General features: G+C 71.2%; 17 protein-coding genes. 5 read left to right on the top strand and 12 right to left on the bottom strand.

Features of this window, described 5'->3' with window-relative positions; all coding sequences use genetic code 11:
* A partial coding sequence (locus ABT026_RS30690) for a helix-turn-helix domain-containing protein (RefSeq protein WP_351118468.1) occupies window positions 1–789 on the top strand: 789 nt, incomplete at its 5' end.
* Window positions 790–995: 206 nt separating this feature from the next.
* Complete coding sequence (locus ABT026_RS30685; protein WP_351118467.1) at window positions 996–1244, top strand: hypothetical protein; 249 nt, start codon at window positions 996–998, stop codon at window positions 1242–1244.
* A gap of 108 nt (window positions 1245–1352) precedes the next feature.
* Here the strand turns inward: ABT026_RS30685 and ABT026_RS30680 are convergent, their stop codons facing one another.
* Entirely contained in the window at window positions 1353–1826 is a 474-nt protein-coding gene (locus ABT026_RS30680; protein ID WP_351118466.1) for a hypothetical protein, read from the bottom strand.
* Between the two features lie 649 nt (window positions 1827–2475).
* Between ABT026_RS30680 and ABT026_RS30675 the strand changes: the two genes are divergently transcribed.
* The 3 genes from ABT026_RS30675 to ABT026_RS30665 are packed head-to-tail and all read left to right on the top strand — an operon-like array spanning window position 2476 to window position 4693.
* Window positions 2476–2925 carry a hypothetical protein gene (locus ABT026_RS30675; protein ID WP_351118465.1) on the top strand — a complete coding sequence of 150 codons (450 nt, stop codon included), beginning with the start codon at window positions 2476–2478 and terminating at the stop codon, window positions 2923–2925.
* Window positions 2922–4310, top strand: a complete 1389-nt coding sequence (locus ABT026_RS30670; RefSeq protein ID WP_351118464.1) for a hypothetical protein — start codon at window positions 2922–2924, stop codon at window positions 4308–4310. The genes ABT026_RS30675 and ABT026_RS30670 overlap by 4 nt, the downstream gene beginning before the upstream one ends.
* Window positions 4310–4693, top strand: coding sequence for a hypothetical protein (locus tag ABT026_RS30665; RefSeq protein WP_351118463.1), 384 nt, complete (start codon window positions 4310–4312; stop codon window positions 4691–4693). The genes ABT026_RS30670 and ABT026_RS30665 overlap by 1 nt, the downstream gene beginning before the upstream one ends.
* A 553-nt stretch (window positions 4694–5246) precedes the next feature.
* On the opposite strand, the gene ABT026_RS30660 is transcribed toward ABT026_RS30665, so the two are convergent.
* The 11 genes from ABT026_RS30660 to ABT026_RS30610 all read right to left on the bottom strand — a co-directional run bounded on the left by ABT026_RS30660 (window position 5247) and on the right by ABT026_RS30610 (window position 17184).
* Window positions 5247–5741, bottom strand: coding sequence for a hypothetical protein (locus ABT026_RS30660; protein WP_351118462.1), 495 nt, complete (start codon window positions 5739–5741; stop codon window positions 5247–5249).
* Between the two features lie 73 nt (window positions 5742–5814).
* Window positions 5815–7581 carry a vWA domain-containing protein gene (locus ABT026_RS30655; RefSeq protein ID WP_351118461.1) on the bottom strand — a complete coding sequence of 589 codons (1767 nt, stop codon included), beginning with the start codon at window positions 7579–7581 and terminating at the stop codon, window positions 5815–5817.
* A 95-nt stretch (window positions 7582–7676) separates the two neighbouring features.
* On the bottom strand, window positions 7677–8768 hold the full coding sequence (locus ABT026_RS30650; protein WP_351118470.1) for an AAA family ATPase: 1092 nt from the start codon (window positions 8766–8768) through the stop codon (window positions 7677–7679).
* Between the two features lie 849 nt (window positions 8769–9617).
* Window positions 9618–12419, bottom strand: a complete 2802-nt coding sequence (locus tag ABT026_RS30645; protein ID WP_351118460.1) for a BTAD domain-containing putative transcriptional regulator — start codon at window positions 12417–12419, stop codon at window positions 9618–9620.
* Window positions 12420–12460: 41 nt separating this feature from the next.
* Window positions 12461–12898: a TadE/TadG family type IV pilus assembly protein gene (locus tag ABT026_RS30640; protein ID WP_351118459.1), complete on the bottom strand. Its 438-nt coding sequence runs from the start codon at window positions 12896–12898 to the stop codon at window positions 12461–12463.
* Window positions 12895–13353 carry a TadE/TadG family type IV pilus assembly protein gene (locus tag ABT026_RS30635; protein ID WP_351118458.1) on the bottom strand — a complete coding sequence of 153 codons (459 nt, stop codon included), beginning with the start codon at window positions 13351–13353 and terminating at the stop codon, window positions 12895–12897. Before ABT026_RS30635 ends, ABT026_RS30640 begins: the two co-directional genes overlap by 4 nt.
* Window positions 13350–13760 carry a TadE/TadG family type IV pilus assembly protein gene (locus tag ABT026_RS30630; RefSeq protein ID WP_351118457.1) on the bottom strand — a complete coding sequence of 137 codons (411 nt, stop codon included), beginning with the start codon at window positions 13758–13760 and terminating at the stop codon, window positions 13350–13352. Before ABT026_RS30630 ends, ABT026_RS30635 begins: the two co-directional genes overlap by 4 nt.
* Window positions 13761–13770: 10 nt before the next feature.
* Entirely contained in the window at window positions 13771–13968 is a 198-nt protein-coding gene (locus ABT026_RS30625; protein WP_351118456.1) for a hypothetical protein, read from the bottom strand.
* A gap of 41 nt (window positions 13969–14009) precedes the next feature.
* Complete coding sequence (locus ABT026_RS30620) at window positions 14010–14918, bottom strand: type II secretion system F family protein (RefSeq protein ID WP_351118455.1); 909 nt, start codon at window positions 14916–14918, stop codon at window positions 14010–14012.
* On the bottom strand, window positions 14915–15826 hold the full coding sequence (locus ABT026_RS30615) for a type II secretion system F family protein (protein WP_351118454.1): 912 nt from the start codon (window positions 15824–15826) through the stop codon (window positions 14915–14917). The genes ABT026_RS30620 and ABT026_RS30615 overlap by 4 nt, the downstream gene beginning before the upstream one ends.
* Window positions 15826–17184 carry a TadA family conjugal transfer-associated ATPase gene (locus tag ABT026_RS30610; RefSeq protein ID WP_351118469.1) on the bottom strand — a complete coding sequence of 453 codons (1359 nt, stop codon included), beginning with the start codon at window positions 17182–17184 and terminating at the stop codon, window positions 15826–15828. The genes ABT026_RS30615 and ABT026_RS30610 overlap by 1 nt, the downstream gene beginning before the upstream one ends.

The following is a 17184-nucleotide window of genomic DNA, read 5'->3' as shown; positions in this document are numbered from 1 at the left end:
GGCCCTTTCTTCATGCGCACCCCGTCGCCAACTCACCCGATCCAGGGCCCTGTTCGATCAAGAGCGAGCGCGCGGACGGAAGGACAACAACTTCTCACCCTCACCGACCCGACCTCCGCCCCCGACATCGCCACCGCGATCGGCCTCGGCCGCTCCACCGCTGCCAAGGCCCTCGCCGCCCTCGAACAGCACGGCCTGGCCGAACGTGTCACCGGCCACTACGTCGGAACGGTCCGCACCCCGGACCTCTGGAAGGCCACCGCCCCGGCCGCCCCCGACCCCTCGGCGGACACCCCGGTCGACATCGAGCAGCCGGAAGCCGTCCCGGCCCCCGATGTCCCGGAGCCGATCACCCCCACCGAGCAGCAGCCGACCCAGCCCACACCCGAGGCACCCGCCCCCGCCCCTGCGGCAGCCGCCCCCGAAACCGCCACGCCCGAGCCCATCCCGACACCCCAAGCCCCGGCACCGGCCGCGCCCGCAGCCCAGGCCCCCACGCCCGTCACCCCTGCCCCCGAACTCCCCGCCCAGCGCACCGCCCCCGCGCTGACCGTCATCCCCGGTGGCGACGGCCAGCGTCTCGCCCCGGGCGCACTCCGCCAGCTGGTCCTCGAACACCTCGCCGCTCACCCGGAGGAGGCGTTCACCTCAACCCGCATCAGCCGCGCGGTCGGCCGCTCCTCCGGCGCCATCGCCAACGCCCTCGTCACCCTCACCCGCCACGGCCTCGCCGAACAGGTCACCGTCCGGCCCATGACGTACCGGATCGCTCAGGAGCAACCTGCCTGATTCCCTTGCGTCACCGGTTGGCCTCTGCCTATGCAGAGGCCAACCGCTCTTGCCTGGATCTCAAGGGAACTCCGGGCGCTCGGAGCAGCCGGGCATGTTACTGCTGATCAATCACGTCGGTAATGCGTGTGCCCGAAACCATGACGGGTTACCACGTCGAATGACATGATGATCAAGCCAAGGTGAATCGAGGGGGCATTATGCGCTTGACAGAAGCGGTGCTTCGGCAACTGCTGGAACAGAACGAGGGCTTTGAGGACGAGACGACCACCCGGCAAAAGAACTTCCAGGAGCGCCGGCAGTACCGGATCACGGGAGGACAGTTGCGCTACCGCGCTACCGGGAAGACCTCGTGGGCAGACAGCCGCTTCGACGACGAGTACGTCGCAACCGATGACCAAGCGCGCCGGTTCTTGCGACCCCGCCTCGACAAGCTGAACACCGACGGACTGTAGCTAACCCCACCGGATATCAAGTCGGACTCGACGCCAAGGGTGGGAATTCCCCGTGTGGCCCGCCCAGGCATGGCGGGCCACACGGCGTTTTGCATCACGGAGAAGCGGTCAGCTGGTGCTGTTTACGGCTTCCCGCGTGATCTCGTGCCACCAAGCCGCGACGCGGCTGTCCATCCAGTACAGCATCTCGGCCTTCCCCGTTGCGCTGTCAGAGCCAGCCTGGATGTTCTCGATGGGCCAGCGCTTTTCGTTGAACAGCTGAGAAGAGATGCGGCTGAGGGCTGCGTGCTCGTTGCGCTGCTGGCGCTCCGGCAGCCCGGAGCGCTTAAGGAGTTCGGTGAAGGTGACCTTCTCTCCGGGGCGCTCAGCGGTGACCTCGAAGAGCGCGCGAACTCCCGGAAGGTGATTGGCCTTCCCCCACAGGAGCTCCACCTGCGCCTTGGTCCAGAGCCCCTGCCGACCGAGATCGATCGACGTGTCGGTGCCCTCGATCTCCGCAAGGAGCCCATCGAGCTTGCCCTTGAGGGATTCGACGTCGGAGAGCGCGGAGACGATTGCAGCCCGCAGGGTTGCACGGTCCATGGGAGTACCTCATTTCGACTTCGTGGACGAACCCGCACGACTGAACATACGACTTCGTCCACGAACCCACAAGACTCGGGTTGGGTTTCCGGCAAGCAACGATCGTGAGTGGCAGTCGAGTTGGCATCCGCTGGTCAGCTCTCGCCGGGCGGCGGTGGAACCGCAGACCGCCTTGGCCCGTGAACGGACGCGGAGAAGCGGAGTCGTGACTCTGGAACGTCTGGGGGCCTGAAGTGTCGTCGCCGTTGCGCGAAGAGGACCTGGTGGAGGTCGACGGGTATCGCTTGGAGCAGAGGCTGGGCGCCGGCGGCATGGGCGTCGTCTCTACCTCGCTGGTCACCAGGCGGGACGGCGGTCGCACTCAAGGTGATCCGACACCATCGAGCCACGGGCAATGTCCCCCGTCGGCCGGCTTCGTGGTCCGCGGTGACGGCCTGTTCGCCGCTCATCCCCAATGGCGTGCTGCACACTCTCGACACGCCCTGCGTCTCGGCAGACCCTCAACAGGGTTGTGCCCCTGTGGGCACAGGTGCGCGCCGCGGGCCGCGATCCCCCGCGTGCCCACCGAGTCAAAGGACAACCAGAACCGTTGCGGGCTCTCGGAACGTGAATGAACATGCCGAGAGTCGGCGAACGAGGAGGGGGCGGGGTGTCCTTCGAGGAGGAGTGGGCGCAGCTGAAGGCTGATGCGCTGGCGAGGCGGGCCGAGGGCGGGATGCGGCTCAACCAGCTGCCGGCGGATTCCGGCGGAGGTGCGCCGGCCGCGTCGGGCGAGGATCTTGTGGCGAAGGCGGACTCGATCAACGGGAATGCCAACGTGTTGGTGGAGATCGCCGGGCTGCTGTACGAGGGCCGTCCGGACGCCGAGTCGGCGACGTTGGCGCGGTTACCGAGGGTGCCTGAGGACGTGGCGAGTCAGGTGGAACGTTTCGCCAGATTCGCGGAGGATCAGTTCCTGGACACCATGGCCTTGTTCGCGGCGCTGTCGACCCGCCTGAGGACGGTCGGTGGGGATTTCGCGACGATCGAGGACGAGGCAGCCCGCCGGTTCCTGGAGGCGGTCCTCGGCGGCGATTACGTCTCTCCGGGGACGCGATGAGTGACGGGCTGAGCTACCGCAAGGATGTCGAGTTCCTGGAGAACTGCAATCCGCCGCTGGTGGAGCGCAACGCGGACGAGTACCAGCGCCTCAAGGCTCTCCTGGTGGCCGTCGCTCCCGCGGCGGAGCGGGCGGAGAAGCACACCGAGTGGCGCAGCGAGGGCAGCGCGCACTACACGGCCCGGCTCACGGAGGGGCGCCGTCTGGTCGACGAGCTCACCGAGGGCTACGGTCATGCCGCGAACGCGTTGCGTCGCTACGCAGAGGCGCTGGCGTTGGCGAAGACGTACTACTCCAACGGGCTGGTGAACGAGCAGGCGCTCGCCGACCTCATCCACACCAAGGGCACCGCGAGCACCCGCACGGCTCAGGAGGCCGAGCCGATGCGGCAGTGGGAGGACATGCGCGCCACCACCGGCGTCATGGACTTCTTCGCGGAGCTGACCATGGACGTCGACGACATCCGTGACGAGGCCAACCGGCTCCACGACGCGGCCGGTGGCGACTTCGACCTGGCGCGGACCGCCGAGAAGGAGGCCCGTGATCTCTGCGTCCACGAGCTCAAGCAGGCGCACGACCTGCTGCCGGACTTCCGGGTGTTCCTCACCGAGCGGGTGGACATCGCCGCCGCCATGCCCGATCTGCGGCGCGAGGCGGCCGAGGCGAGCAGCAACCCGGCGACCCGCTTGCCGGGCAGCGGGCCCAAGCAGGACTACTACCCGGCAGCCGGAGACAAGTTGGTCTCGCCGACGCTCGAGAACATCCGGATGCAGCTCGCCTCACTTCCGGACGCGACGGACAGCTACTGGATACCGCCATCCAGCGACCAGGACAAGACCGAGTGGATCCGCGCCAACAAGGAGATCATCAAGGCCGCGGCGCACAACTCAGGACTGCCGCCGTCGATGGTCGCCGGCATCGCCTGGAAGGAGATCGCCGGCCAGCCTGGTCCTCTCGACGACATCACGGACACCATCCGGGAGCAGGCCGACTCCCCGCTGAGCCCTATCACCCCTGCGAACCTGCCGTCGCGCCTCGGCGGTGACCCCGACGAGACGTCGTTCGGACCGATCGCCATCCAGGTACGGCGTGGTGCCGAGGTGCTCGGGTACGACCCGGAGAACCTCACCGACCAGCAACGGTCCATCATCGAGGACGCTCTCCAGGACCCGGGCCAGAACATCTTCATCGCCTCTGAGTACCTGGCCCAGCTGAAGGCGGAGAGCGACTTCGCCGACGTCCCCCCGGAGGAGATGACGCTGGAGCAGCAGCAGGAGCTCGCCGCCCGGTACAACGGCGGGCCCTACTGGGAGAACGACAAGGCACAGGGGTATGGCCGCGACTTCGCCAAGCACCTAGACGACGCAAGGAACGCGATCCGCTGATGGACTCCTCGAACCCCTCGAATACCGGTGGCGCACAGCACGCCGCCGGGCATGCCCACCACTCGTTGGACGACCGCCCCTGGCATCCCGACGACGACCGGCCTCTGCTCCGCGTCGTTTTCGCCGTCCCGGTGGTGCTGCTGACCCTGGCGGCGGCATTCTTCCTCTGGCTGGCCGTCGTCACCCACCCGGACAGCGAATGGGACGAGGCCGCGTACGGCGGAATCGAGCTGGGCTGCGCCCTCACCCTCGTCTCGGCGAGTGCGGTGGGGGCGCTGTGGCTGGTGCCCGCGGTGCGGAAGGTGATGCGGTGGCCGTGGGCGCTGCCGGCGGCGTTGCTCGGTGCAGCGGCCGTGGTCCGGTGGGTGTCCAGCGGGGCGTAGCCGTCGCCCCGCTGGACACCCACTCCGTTTCACCTGCCTCCGCACCCCGCGTGTCCGCAGCCGCCGCAGAATCCGCCGGAGTTGCACGGGCACGGGCAGCCGGAGACGGTCCGCCTGCGGGGCCTTGGGGTCGGGTACGGCAGCCAGGAGTGTTCCGTGGCTGCCCGGAGGATGCGGAGGCGGTCGTCGCGCGGGAGTTGGTCGAGGGGGGGCGATGGCCTGGAGTGGGTCGTCCTGGTCCGGGTCGGGGAGGTCGGCACAGGCCAGGACATGGCGGGCGGCTTCGCGAGCGTTGGCGTGGCGGGCGTCCGGTTCGATGGGGCTTCCGATGTCCTGGCAGTCAGCCACGCTGGTGAGGAGTTCGGCGAGGGTCTGCCCGTGGGTGGCGGGGTCGGTGCTCAGGTTCCAGGTGGCGATAAGGAGGAGGCCGTACGTCATCTGCCAGTCGGGACGCCGGTTCGTGCTGGTCATGGGAGGTCCTGCCTTTCGGTTGGTCGGTCGGAGGAGGCGGGGACCAGGTGGGCGGCCCCCGCCCTTGTAGGGGTTGAGGGAGTCAGCGGATGCCGCCGTGGCGGCAGTCGGTGGTGTGGCCGGCGTCCTCCTGGAAGGTTTCGGGGAGGCTGTCGGGGCGGTCGGTGTCGCGGGTGGTGAGCGGGGCCCGGGCGAGGTAGATGCCGAGGTCGGCGAGGTGGCGGATGTCCGCGAGGGGGACTTCGCCGCCGCATTCCGGGCAGGGGCCGAGGAGCTCGAACGGCTCGTCGTCGTAGAGCGGGTTGCGGGCGAAGAAGGTGTAGGTCTCGCCGCTGGCCGAGCACTTCACGGTGGCGGTGATCGGTTCGCCGGGGAAGATGCGGCGGCGGATGCCGTCCGGCTGGGTTTCGATCCGGTCGAGGCCGATGCCGAGAGCGGCGGCGAGACGGAGTCGCGTGCGGGCGTGGTCCGCGCCCCGGTAGGTGCCGTACGGGCTTTGCTCGGGTGCCAGGCGAAGGTAGGCGGCTGCGGCGTGAGCGCGGTCGGAGAGGGGCGTCTGGGGGGTCTGGGAGTTCATCGGTCCTGTCCTTTCAGGTGGTTGGGGTAGTCGGCCGGGGCCGCCCCGTCGGCGCGGGGCGGCCCCGGGTCGGTCAGGTGGCTGCGAGGGCGGCGGTGGCGGCCTTGCCGATGGCGGCGGCTGCCTGGGCCGGGTCGGTGAGTTCGAGGAAGGTGCTGCCGGGCAGCGGGCGGGAGCCTTCTGCGAAAGCGAGCCACAGGACCGCGCATCCGGCGGCGCGCAGGGCGGTGATCCGCTCGGCTGCGGCCTTGGCGTCGGAAAGTCCGTACCTGCCGTCGGAGGCGATCACGAGGAGGCGGCCCGCGCCGGGGGTCGTCAGGCCGAGTCCGGCGGTGAGGGCGTCGATCGCCTCGGCGAGGTTGTGGCCGACGTCGTTGGCGTCGAAGCGGGTCACGCGGTCCGGGGTCCGGCCGGGAGCAGTGATCGCGGTGAGGGTCCGGGCGAAGGCGACCGTGGCGGTGCGGGAGTCGGGGTCGGTGAGGGCTGCGGCCTTGGCGACGATCCAGGCGGCCGAGGCGATCGGTCCAGTGGCGTCGTCCATCGAGGCGGAGACGTCCACGGCGATCCCGACCCGCAGAGGCGGGATCGGTCCCTGTCGGCGCTCGGTGCGGATCCAGGGCTGGGCGGTGGGCACGGCACCGGCGGCGCGCTGGGCGTCGCGGGCGAGGGCCCCGCGCATGCTGAGGCGTCCGGGCGGCGCGGCGGAGGCGGTGACCGTGACGGTGCGCTCGCGGCAGGCGGCTGCGCGCAGGGCGCGGGCGAGTCGTCCGGCGGCGGACTTCTCGTCAGACGTGGGCTGACGGGTGCCGATGACAGGGCTGAGGCCGGAGCCCTGGGTCTTGCCCTTCGCGGTCTCGGGGCGGAACACCTTCTCGGCGGTTTCGGCGGCCTGCTGGGCGCGGGCCGCTTGCTGGGCCTTCTCGCGCTTGCGGGCGCGGGTGGCCCTGTCGGCCGCGTTGTTGACGTCGACCGTGCTGGTCACTTCCGCGATGGCGGCGGTGAGTTCGCTGGGCTCCTCGGACTGGCCCTGCTGCGGGAACGGGGGCGGGAACTCGGGCTCCGTGGCGAGGAGGTCGCACCAGGCCTTGGCGTGGGCGAGCATGCTCTGCTCGTCCACGTCGCCGGTGGCATGGGCGGCCTGCCAGATGGTGGCCAGGTTGGCGAGGAGGTCGGGGCCGAGGATCGTCGTGACGGCGGTTTCGAGGGGTTCGGTTTCCTCAGGGGTGAGGATTCCGGCGTCACGGCGGGCGAGGATCAGTCCGGCAGCGGTGGCTGCCTGCCACTTGTCGTCGGCTGCCCCGGCGGTAATGTCCTCCATGATGAGCCCGGTGACCACGGCCCGGAGCCAGGGCAGGTCCTGGGGGCGGCGGCCGAGGTGGGCCTTCTCGATGCGGGACTCCTCCAGGATTTCGGCAGCAGTGCCCTGGGCCGTTCCTCGCAGGGCTTCCGGGGTGTTCCACTTGCTGTGGGCGGCGTGCGCAGCCTCGTGGGTGAGCGCTCCCCAGACGACCGGGTGGTCCTCCTCGTCACCCGGCTTGGCCAGGCTGACGGTCGCGGGGTGAACGGGGCCGAACAACCGGCCGTCCACCTCGACCTGTGCGAGGGCGGGGAAGAAGGCGGCCGGTGCGCCGGTGACGGTGCCCGGCTTGCACGTGACGATCAGGTCGTCGCGTCCGGCGAGCTCGGGGAGGCGGGCGGCCATCTCCGCGCCAATCCGCATCCAGTGCAGGTCGCGGGGGCCGATCGGGGGTTCGTAGGCGGGGCCGCCGTCGTCCTCCCACTGGGCGAGGGCACCGGGGGCGTACGCGTTCGGGGGTTCCGGCATGAAATGGGCAGGCATGGTCTGTCCTTCCGTGTGGCTTGGGGCTTGGGGGTTGGTGGCCCTGTGCGCCGTGTCCGGCCCGGCCCCGGCGTCCGCCGGGGCCGGGCGGCGGGTCAGAGTTGGCGGCCGAGGGAGAGGGCGGTGACCGGGCGGCCGGTGGCCTTTCCGACGACTTCCGCGACCGTGTCGCGGTCCTCCAGCGGTGCGATGCCGACGAGGTTGGAGAAGGCGGCGTCCGCGCCGAGTACGTCCGCGATCTTTTGGAAGGCGATGAGTTCGCGAAGCTGCGGAGCCCAGCCGATCTCGCCTGCCTTCTGAAGGGTGGCGAGGTTGCGGGCGATACGGACTGCGGTCGGGTTGATCTTCAGTGAGGCGGCGAGGTCGTAGTCGGAACCCACCTGGACCTGCACGCTGAAGCGGCTGGCCAGCGCCTCGGTCAACACGGCCCCGTGGACACCGGGGTTGTGTCCGGCGATCACATAGAACCCGTCGGCGGCGGTGATGGTCTCGCCCTTGTGCGCCTTGACCTGGATCTGACGGCGGCCGTCCATGGCCGGGTAGAGGGCGGCCAGCACCTTCGGTGAGATGAGGGTGGCGTCGTCGAGGAGGAGGGCGCGGCCCTCCTCCATGGCGGTGACGAGCGGTCCGTAGACGAACTCGTAGCCGCCCTTCTCATTCTGGGTGTACTCGCCGATGAGGTCGCCGACGGTCGTATCTCCGTCGCCCGCGACGGTGATCAGGTCGGGGAAGGCGGCCTCGATGAGCGAGGTCTTGCCCGTGCCGGGCGGCCCGTACAGGAGGACCGGGACCTGAGCGTCCCGCAGCCGCCGGAGCGCCTCGATGTCCGGCAGATCGGCGAGGGCGCGCGGGTGGTACTGCTGGCCGTTCGGGCGGAGGATCGGCTGCGGCCCGGTCTGCAGGTTCTGCGCGGTCCGGGCCGGGGCGGCCGGGGCGGAGCGGCGTGCCACCCTCACCGGGGACGGCGCGGCGGCCGGGGCGGGAACGGTGGCGACCCGCTGGGCGGCGTTCGATGTGGCGGCGTTCGCCTGGTACGTGCGGGGGTTGGTGCCCCGCCGCACCGCCTCGCCCCGGCGCAGCAGGGTCTCGCACGCATTGCCGATCGCACCCCCGGAGTTGCCCAGCAGCTTCGCGAGGTCGGTGACGGTGAAGGACCGCTGAGGGTTCGCCGCGAGGACGTGGGCGATCGCCGCCCGCAGCTCCCCGGGGCGTGCCTTCCGGCCGAGGGGCGCGGCGGCGGCGTACGAGGTGGGGGGTGTAGCCATGGCGCGTGCCTTTCTTTTGGCGAGAATCCGGATTCACCGGGCTGGATAGTCGCCCGTTTTTGGGCGCACTTCTCCCGTACACGGAATTCGGATTTCCTTCGGATTCGCTTCCCGGTCCGCCCGGGAACAATCCAAATGTATCTCGATGAATCGAGTTCCAGGGCCGAAAAATAGGCTTGATATTGCTGGAATGCTCGTGAATTCACGACGGAAATGGAGGGGAATTCAATCCGGCACGACAGAAAGCGTCGTACTCCCCGCCGACAACGACAGGCGCACGCCGGGCCGCCGCCAGGCCGCCGCCAGGCCGCCGCCAGGCCGCCGCCAGGCCGCCGCCAGGCCGCCGCCAGGCCGCCGCCAGGCCGCCGCCAGGCCGCCGCCGGTGCCTGCTGGCAAGCCAGCGGCCCCGGCTCGGCTGGCGTGCGGGAGGCCGGCAAGAGAAGAAGGAAAGGAGGAAGGGAGAGGGAGAACTGGCGGATGGACGACGGGATACGTCGGTGGGCACCAGGACGTGAGGGGCAGCTGGCGGGCGGGCCGGCTGTTGGTAGATCGGGGTGCTTCGCTGAACCGACATACAGTCGGCCCCGCTCGCGGGTGGCTCGTATGCCAGCTGACCTGGGATAACGCGTGCGCGAGGGGCGTCGTATCCAAGGACGCCTCCCGAAACGTCTACGGAAACGAGCACCGAAACGAGCACCGAAACGCCATCGTCGGTCGAGCCAGGTTCGAGTGGCTCGACCGACGTCCGAGGAGTGCTCCTCCTCGACCTCCTCAGCGCCTGGCACCCACCGAGGATCGCGGCGCGACCAGGGCCTTCGTGGCCTGGTCCGGTTCCATGTCGAGGTCGGCGAGGGCGCGGTGGAGGCGGGCGAAGGTGTGTTGGGCGGCGTCTTGGCGGCCGGCGCCTTGGTAGAGGCGGATGGTGTGCTGGGCGAGGCGTTCGCGCTCCGGGTGGAGGGCGCAGAGGTGATCCAGGAGCGGCAGCAGCGTGTCCCGGTCGGCCGTTGGCGCGCCAGCGCGCTCGACATGCCGGGCCAGGCGGATGGCCGCGTCGATGGCTCGGGCGGCGAGGTCCTCGCGGACCGGGGTGACCCAGAGGTAGTCGCTGCCGTGGGCGAACGGAGCGCTGTAGTGGCGGAGCGCCTGGACCGCGTCATCGAGGAGGAGTTCGCCGGAGGAGAAGGATTTCTTCAGGCCTTCTGTGAAATCGGCGAGGTCTGTTTCGATGAGGTCCGGGTGGAGCCGGTGGAGATCTCCTTGGAGGAGGATGAATTCCTGCTCCGCGATGCCCGTAGCCCCGCGCAGTGCGCGACGTACGGCGCGGCGGAGGTTTTTCAGTGAGTTCTGTTCGCTGCCGCGCGCGAGGCTGAGTTTGTCGGAGATGTCTTGGGTCACGAGGCCCTTCGGATGCGCTGCGAGGAGGGCGAGGAATTCGTGGACCTCGCTGCGCAGCTTCGCGCCGAAGGGGGTATCGCTGCCGCGGGCGTAGAGGGTGACCGGGCCGAGGACGTGGACGCGTACCGGCTTCTTCTGGGCGGAGCGGGGCTGCGCCCTGACGAGGGCTGCTGCAGGGGTGGCTTCGCGTACGGATCGTGGTTCCGGGACCTCGGCCCTGGCGTCTTCGTCGGGTTCCTCGTCGATGTCTGGAGCGGGTTCCTGCACCGGAAGAGGAACGGGCGCCGGCCGTCCGGAGGGGGCAGGGAGGCGCGGGTGGTAGCCGTGGGCGGTGAGCAGGACGTCGAGGACCTCGCGGCCTCCGGCCGGGGTGAGCGGATACAGGCTCAGGGGGTCCGCAATCTGACGGCCCTGCGGGTCGGTGCGCGCGGTGGTCCCGTCGGCAGCGACGGTCCAGCAGGCGGTTCCGGGCAGGGGGTTGCCGACGGCGACGAGGACCAGGCGGCGGGGGTGGACGCGGGCTGCCAGGGCCTGGAGTTGGCCGGTGTGGGCCGGGTCCGGGGTGACGACGAGGACGAGCGGGCCCGAGGCAGGTGACGCATCCGGGGTGCCGAGGTCGGCTTCGTCATCGGTGCGGGCCCTGCTGATGAGGTGCTGCTCCGCTGCCTGGATCGCGTCGGCGAGGGTGGGCGTCTGAGTGAGCGCCGAGAAGCGGCTCGGGAGTCCGGGGACGAGCTCGGCGGCGAGGTCGGCGGGAACGACGGCGGTGGTCGTCGGTCTCTTCGGACGCTGACGTTCTGCGGCTGTGAGGATGCCGAGGAGGAGGCCTCGGGCGGCGGCCCCGGCGCCTGGCCCTGTCCAGGTGCAGCCTCCTGGGACGGCCAGGGCGTCGAGGGCGACTTCGCCTCCGTCACCACGGCCGATGGTGACGACGCCCTCGGGACGTGGCCGCTGCGGGGTGGGCTCGCGGGTGATCAGGGCTTCGGCGGCGAGCTCTTGCGGTGCGGAGGGGCGGGTGGCGTCGTGGGCTGCTCGTGCCGCCTTGTCAACGAGCGGGCTCAGCGGCGGGGTCTCGTGGGTCTCGTCCGCATCGCGGCGGCGGTTGTGGTGGGCGTACCAGTAGCGGCGTGCGGCCAGCAGACCGGCGGCCGCGGTGATGCCGATCAGTCCCGCCGGGCCGAGGCCGATGCTGACCGGCGCGGTGTCCTTCGCGTTGGCCACCACGTCCGGCTTGGGGTTCTCGGCGGGGCCGTGGGCCGTCCGGTGTTCCGGTGCCGCCTCCTTGGGCCTCGGCGGATGAGGGTCGTTGGGTTCCTCGGGGGTCTGCTGTGACTGGCGCGGAAGGGCTTCCGCCGGGCGCTCGGCAGGTGCGGGCGGGGTCGGCGTCCGAACCGCTGCTGCTACGGGGAGTGTTAGCCGCCAGCCCGGGTGGAGGAGGTCGGGGTCCGTGAGCCGGCGTCCGTCGGCTTGGAGGCGGTTCTTGTTAAGGGCGTAGATCCGGGGCCACTTGAGCGGGTCGCCGAGGTGGGCGTGGGCGATGTCCCAGAGGGTGTCGTCCTGCACGACCGTGTACTCGAACCACTGGCCCGCGTCCGTGTCCGCCCGGAGCGCCTCCGCCGCAGGCTGGTCTGTGCCGCCGGTAGAGGGCGTCGGCGTCTCTTCGGCAGCGGCCACCTGCAGCGGAGCCGTAGCTGCCACCAGCCGCAGGCTGTGCAGGTCGGCGGCGGGAACGGCTGCCGTCGCGGAGGCCTGTGGCGGTCGCAGCACGGTGAGCAGGGCGATCACGAGGGTGCCGACGCACAGCGCCACGAGGGCGCGGTGCCGAGGGAGGCCGGCCAGGTGCTGATGGTGCAGGCGTCGGTCGCGAAGCAGTTGAGGGACGTGTGTGGTGTACCAGGCGGCTTCGCGGGCGAGGGAGATGAGGAACGCCGCCCAGCACGCCCAGGCGAAGAGGCCGAGGAGTTCGATGACCATCGGGTCGGTGACCGGTTGGGCGAGGCGGTCGATGAAGTCCTGCCAGGAGGTGGCGGGTTCCGGCCAGGGCACGCCGAGCAGCCGCCACAGGAGGGTGGGCATACCGACGAGGACGGCGAGCGTCACCGTGCCGGTGGCGGCCGCTGTGGCGGCGGCCTTCAGGCGGCTGCCGAGGTGACGCGAAGTGGGCGATGAGGGGGGCATGGTGGTTCTTCCTCGGCCGCTCCTCGGGAGCCGCCGCGTTGTCAGGGCGTGACGCGTTCGGCCTGCGCGGTGGCGGTCGCGGTGAGGGTGAAGGTGTGGACGCCGACGAGCCGGAGGATCTGCGCCTTCCGCTGGTGGGTGACCCGCACGGTGACCGTGTTGCCTCGTACGGTCGCGCTGCCAGTGTCACCGGCGGACGTCACGTAGGTGCGGGCGGCGGCTGCGGCTCGGGAGGGGCGGAGGCGGATGTCGTGGGCGCCTCGGAGGCGGGCGAGGTCGAGTTCCTGGGCTCCGCTTCGGGCGGCTTCCTGCGCGACGTCGAGGGCGTGGGTCTTGCCGGCGAGGGCGAGGCCGCCGTCGACGACGAGTCCGGCGAAGAGCCAGAGGGCGAGGACCGTGCCGACGGCGAAGGCGGTGACCTGGCCTCGGTCACCTTCCAGCCGCCGCGCACGGCCTCGCAGCGCAGTTGGTCGTTTCACGGGGCGCTCCGGTACTGGTCGACGGGCGAATGCGCGCTGCCGGTCACGGTGACGCTGCCCGGCAAGCCGAGGCCTGTGAGGTCCCCCAGGTCCGCCGTGCAGGACACAGTGGCCATGGCGGCCGTGCCTGGGGTGAGGTCGCCGCTCACCGTCACCTGGGGCCTGGTGCAGGAGCGGGAAGCGCCGTCCAGCGCGGCGCGTGCCGTGCGGCGGGCGTCCGCCCGGGCGGTGCCGGCGGTGCGGGCGAGGGAGGCGGCCCGGGCAGCCTGGTGCGCGGCGTCGGTGACGATGAGGCGGGCATCCGCCAGTCGTCCGAGGGCGACGACGACCAGCAGGACGCCGATCAACAAGGGGGTGAGCAGAACGTGTTCGAGTGCCGCCGATCCCCGGTCGTCGGCGCAAGTCCGAGCCCCGGTCGCTCCGGTCGCTCCGGCCCGGTGTCGCGGGCGGGTCATGGTGTGCCTCCGTCGGGGGTGGTGAGGCGCTCGACCGCTCCGGACGCCGTGCCGCTGACCTTGAGGCGCAGGCCGGGGACGACGGACATGACGTTTCCGCGGACGGTCACGGTGGCCTGTTCTCGGGAGCGGTGGGCGGTGACGGCGGGTGCGGTGAGAACGCGGCTGCCGAGCTGGGCGAGGCTACGGCGGGCCTGACTCTGCCCGGCGGCGGCCGTGGCGTCCTTCGTCCGGGCGGCCGCGAGTCCGCGTTCGGCGGCGTACTGGGCGATGTGCCGGCCGTGCCAGGCAAGGGCGAACTGGATGGTCAGCAGCATCATGAGGAGCACCGCGGGGACCACCAGGACCAGCTGGGTCGTGGCGGCCCCCCGATCGTCGGCCTGGAGGCGCTGAGCAAGATTCGGCATGCGGGTGAGGTCAGCCGAGGTCGATGCCGTTGGCCTTGGCGGTGACCTTGGCGACGATGATGCCGACCACCGCGATGGCGAGGATCGCGAGCAGCGCGGTGACGATGACGGTCTCGGTGGTGTAGCCGCCGTCGCCGCGCGGGTTGTCCCGCAGGTGGGCGAGGCGGTCGCGGGCGGTCGTGCGCAGCTTGGCCAGGGTGTGGCGCATGGTCGGTCTTCTCCCGTGTGGAGGCTGTACGTCGGACGAGGTCAGGTGGCGTTCAGGACATGGGCGATAGCCGGGTAGCCGATGAGGAGGAGGAAGGCCGCGAACAAAATGACCATGGGCAGGGACATCTGCTCGGTGGCGGCCTGGGCGGCTCCGTCGGCCTCGGAGATGCGGCGGCGGCGCATGGCGCGGGCCTTGGCAGCGAGCGATCCGCGGATCTTCGCGCCTTCGGTTCCGGCGAGGTCGAGGGTGGCGGCGAGTTCGGTGAGGTCGTTGACGGCCAGCTGGCGTCCGAGCGTGCCGAGGTGGGACCACGGGCTGGTGCGGGTCAGTTCGGCGACGTGCAGGGCGTGGGCAAGTTTCCCCGCCGCCCAGCCCGTGGGCGCGCGAACGGCCTGGGTGAGGGCCTGGTGAACTCCGGCTCCGCCGGCGAGGGCGATGACGGTGAGGTCCAGGACCAGGCTGAGGACGTGCCGCATCTCCCGGCGCCGCTCCTCGGCCTGCTTGCGGACCGTGAGGTCGGGGACGAAGAACAGCAGGACGGCCAGCGCGAGCGAGCCGCTCAGCGGCACCCACCACCCCGGATCCGTGCCGAGGCCCACGCGGACCAGCGTGGTGACGAGCCACGGCACGACCAGTCCGGCCAGGGCGCACGTCGCCTTGCCGGCGAGGTGCCGCTCGACGTCCTGTCCGCAGACGGCCAGGTCCGCCTGAAGCCCCGGCGTGGGCAGGCCCAGCAGCCGCATGAGGGGGACGAAGCGACGGCCGAGGCGAGTCGCCCACTCCTCGTCCGCCCCGCTCTCCCGCTGCCCGGCCGCGGATGCGACGGGAGCCGGTGCGTCGAGGGCAGCCAGGACGTCGGCGAGGGCGGGGCGCGGTGGCCGCAACCCGTAAACCAGGGCGGTCAGCCCGGTGCCGAACAACGCTCCGAGGAGCAGAACGGCCGTCATCGCGTACCTCCCGCTTCAACGGTCGTGGCGGTGCTGACGAGGCGGCCGGGCTCGGCGATGCGGCCGATCGAGGTCAGCCAGCCAAAAGCCACTGCGAAAAGCGCCCCGATCACGGCGAGCACGCCCTGCCCGGCTGCGGTGTCGAACGGCTGCAGGTAGGAGCGGTTGAAGACGACCAGGCCGACCGTTATCCCCAGGGTGACCATGACCGTCACCCGGACCCCGGTACGGACGCTGGCCCGGCCGGCGTCGATGCGCTGCCGCATGGCCACCTGCTCGCGCACCGACTCCGCCAGCTCACCCAGCAGCGCCCCGAGTTGGCGAGCCTGCTGCTCCGCCGCCGTCAGCAGCGCGGCAACGACGACGTCGGCCAGCGGGTCGTCCACGGCCTCGGCGAAGGCGCGCAGCGCCGACGGCAGCGGCCGTCCGGCGCGTACCTCGGTGGCGAGGGCCCGCAGTTCCGTCTCGAGTGGGGCCGGGGCGATGTCGGCGGTGGCGAGCACCGCCTGCTCCAGCCCGGCGGCGGAGGAGAGCGTGTCGCGGAGCATCTCTGTCCACGTCGCCAGCGCCTCCATCTGCTCCGTGCGGCGGGCGGCCTGCCGGTCCGGCCCGAGCAGACCGGGGAGGGTGAGCAGCGCCGCCGTCGTGAGCAGCGCGCCCACCGGCCACCCGGTCAACGCGCCCGCGACCACCCCGCACGTGGCCGCCACGGTGACCCGTCGCCGCGTCCAGTCCTGCGGAACGCGCTGCCGCAACCGCTGCAGCAGGCCCGTGCTGCCCGCCCCGCTCTGCGGGTCGTCCGGCCGCTTCCGCAGTCCGTGGACCACCGCGATGAGCCCCGCCCCGAACGCCGCTCCCAGCAGCGTGGTGACGGCCGTGAGCACGCCACCGTCGAACTCGACGCCCATCAGACACCCCACAGCGGCGCGCCGAGAACCTGCGGGTCCATCCCGACGGCCATGAGGCCCTGCAGCGTCTCCGCCCGTAGCGGCGCGCCCGGCTCAGGCCGGCCGCCCGGACCGGGCCTGAAGATCTCGTTGGAGACGATCTGGCTGCCGTCCGCGTCGATGACCTCGCGGACCGAGTCGACGACGCGGCGGCGCTGGGCGTCCCAGCCGAGGTGGACGACGAAGTGCACGGCCGAGGCCACGAGCAGGTTGGTCGCCTCCATCGACAGCCGCTCCGGCGCCTGCGCAGCGTAGGTGGCGAGCTTGGTGAACACTCCGCGCGAGGTGGAGGCGTGGATCGTGGAAAGTGAGCCGTCGTTGCCCTGCGACATGGCGTTGCACATCGGGATGACCTCGGCCCCGCGGATCTCGCCGACGATCACCCGGTCCGGCGACATGCGCAGCCCCCAGCGCACCAGCTCCGCCTGGTCGATGCCGCCCTGACCCTCCAGGTTCGGTTCTCGGGCCTGCAGTGCGACCACGTTGGGGTGTGCGGCACGGTCGATGTCGAGGCCGAGCTCGAAGGTGTCCTCGATGGTGACCAGGCGCTCTGTCGGCGGGATCTCGCTGGCGAAGGCGCGGAGCACGGTGGTCTTGCCGACGTTGGTACCGCCGCCGATCACGATGTTCTTCCGGGCCCGCACCAGGGCGGACAGGAAGGATGCCATGTTCTGGTCGCAGACGCCGAGCCGGACGAGTTCGGCCATCGAGGCGGCAAGGAAGCGGTGCCGGCGGATGGTGAGCGAGACCCGCCCGGTGACCGCTATGACGGCGAAGAGGCGGGAGCCGTCCGGCATCCGCAGGTTCAGCCGCGGCATGCCCCGGTCGAAGCGCCGCTCCTCCCCGTCGACGTTGGCCGCGAGCCCGCGGACGAGTTCGACGAGTTCCGTGTCGGATCCCGCCACCGGCGGACGCTGCTGCCACTGGCCCGTGGTGTCCTTGACCCACACGTTGTCGCAGCCATTGATGCAGATGTTTTCCAGGCTGGTGTCGGCGAGCAGCCGCTCCAGGCCGCCGGTGCCGAAGAGGGCGTCCTCGACGGACTGGGCGATCCGCTGCTCCGCCGAGGCGTCGAGGGCCTGGCCGCCGGTCGTCACGGTCGCCCGCCACTGGGCGGCGATTTCCTCGCCCAGCAGCCGTCGCACCGTCGTGCGCCGGGCCGACTCGTCCTCGGGCGGCAGGCCGGCGGCCTCCCGTTCGCTGGCGTAGGCGGCCAGCCTGCCGACCACCCGCTGCCGGACCTGCTCCGCCAGCTCCCGTTCGTACGCCTCGGGCCGCCCGACCGGGTCGGTCGTGGCGCCCACGAAGGCTTGCTGCAT

Origin of the sequence: Streptomyces sp. NPDC002734, assembly GCF_040295685.1 — a bacterium.
In the GTDB taxonomy this organism is placed as follows: Bacteria; Actinomycetota; Actinomycetes; order Streptomycetales; family Streptomycetaceae; genus Streptomyces.
The sequence above is the reverse complement of the archived record's forward strand: the minus strand, read 5'-3'. Positions and strand labels throughout refer to the sequence as shown.

Excerpts from the sequence above, each read along its gene's own strand:
- ABT026_RS30610 (WP_351118469.1), bottom strand. The coding sequence starts at position 17,184 with ATGCAGCAAGCCTTCGTGGGCGCCACGACCGACCCGGTCGGGCGGCCC.
- ABT026_RS30660 (WP_351118462.1), bottom strand. The coding sequence starts at position 5,741 with ATGAACTCCCAGACCCCCCAGACGCCCCTCTCCGACCGCGCTCACGCC.
- ABT026_RS30680 (WP_351118466.1), bottom strand. The coding sequence starts at position 1,826 with ATGGACCGTGCAACCCTGCGGGCTGCAATCGTCTCCGCGCTCTCCGAC.
- ABT026_RS30635 (WP_351118458.1), bottom strand. The coding sequence starts at position 13,353 with ATGACCCGCCCGCGACACCGGGCCGGAGCGACCGGAGCGACCGGGGCT.
- ABT026_RS30670 (WP_351118464.1), top strand. The coding sequence starts at position 2,922 with ATGAGTGACGGGCTGAGCTACCGCAAGGATGTCGAGTTCCTGGAGAAC.
- ABT026_RS30630 (WP_351118457.1), bottom strand. The coding sequence starts at position 13,760 with ATGCCGAATCTTGCTCAGCGCCTCCAGGCCGACGATCGGGGGGCCGCC.
- ABT026_RS30655 (WP_351118461.1), bottom strand. The coding sequence starts at position 7,581 with ATGCCTGCCCATTTCATGCCGGAACCCCCGAACGCGTACGCCCCCGGT.
- ABT026_RS30620 (WP_351118455.1), bottom strand. The coding sequence starts at position 14,918 with ATGACGGCCGTTCTGCTCCTCGGAGCGTTGTTCGGCACCGGGCTGACC.
- ABT026_RS30625 (WP_351118456.1), bottom strand. The coding sequence starts at position 13,968 with ATGCGCCACACCCTGGCCAAGCTGCGCACGACCGCCCGCGACCGCCTC.
- ABT026_RS30645 (WP_351118460.1), bottom strand. The coding sequence starts at position 12,419 with ATGCCCCCCTCATCGCCCACTTCGCGTCACCTCGGCAGCCGCCTGAAG.
- ABT026_RS30615 (WP_351118454.1), bottom strand. The coding sequence starts at position 15,826 with ATGGGCGTCGAGTTCGACGGTGGCGTGCTCACGGCCGTCACCACGCTG.
- ABT026_RS30665 (WP_351118463.1), top strand. The coding sequence starts at position 4,310 with ATGGACTCCTCGAACCCCTCGAATACCGGTGGCGCACAGCACGCCGCC.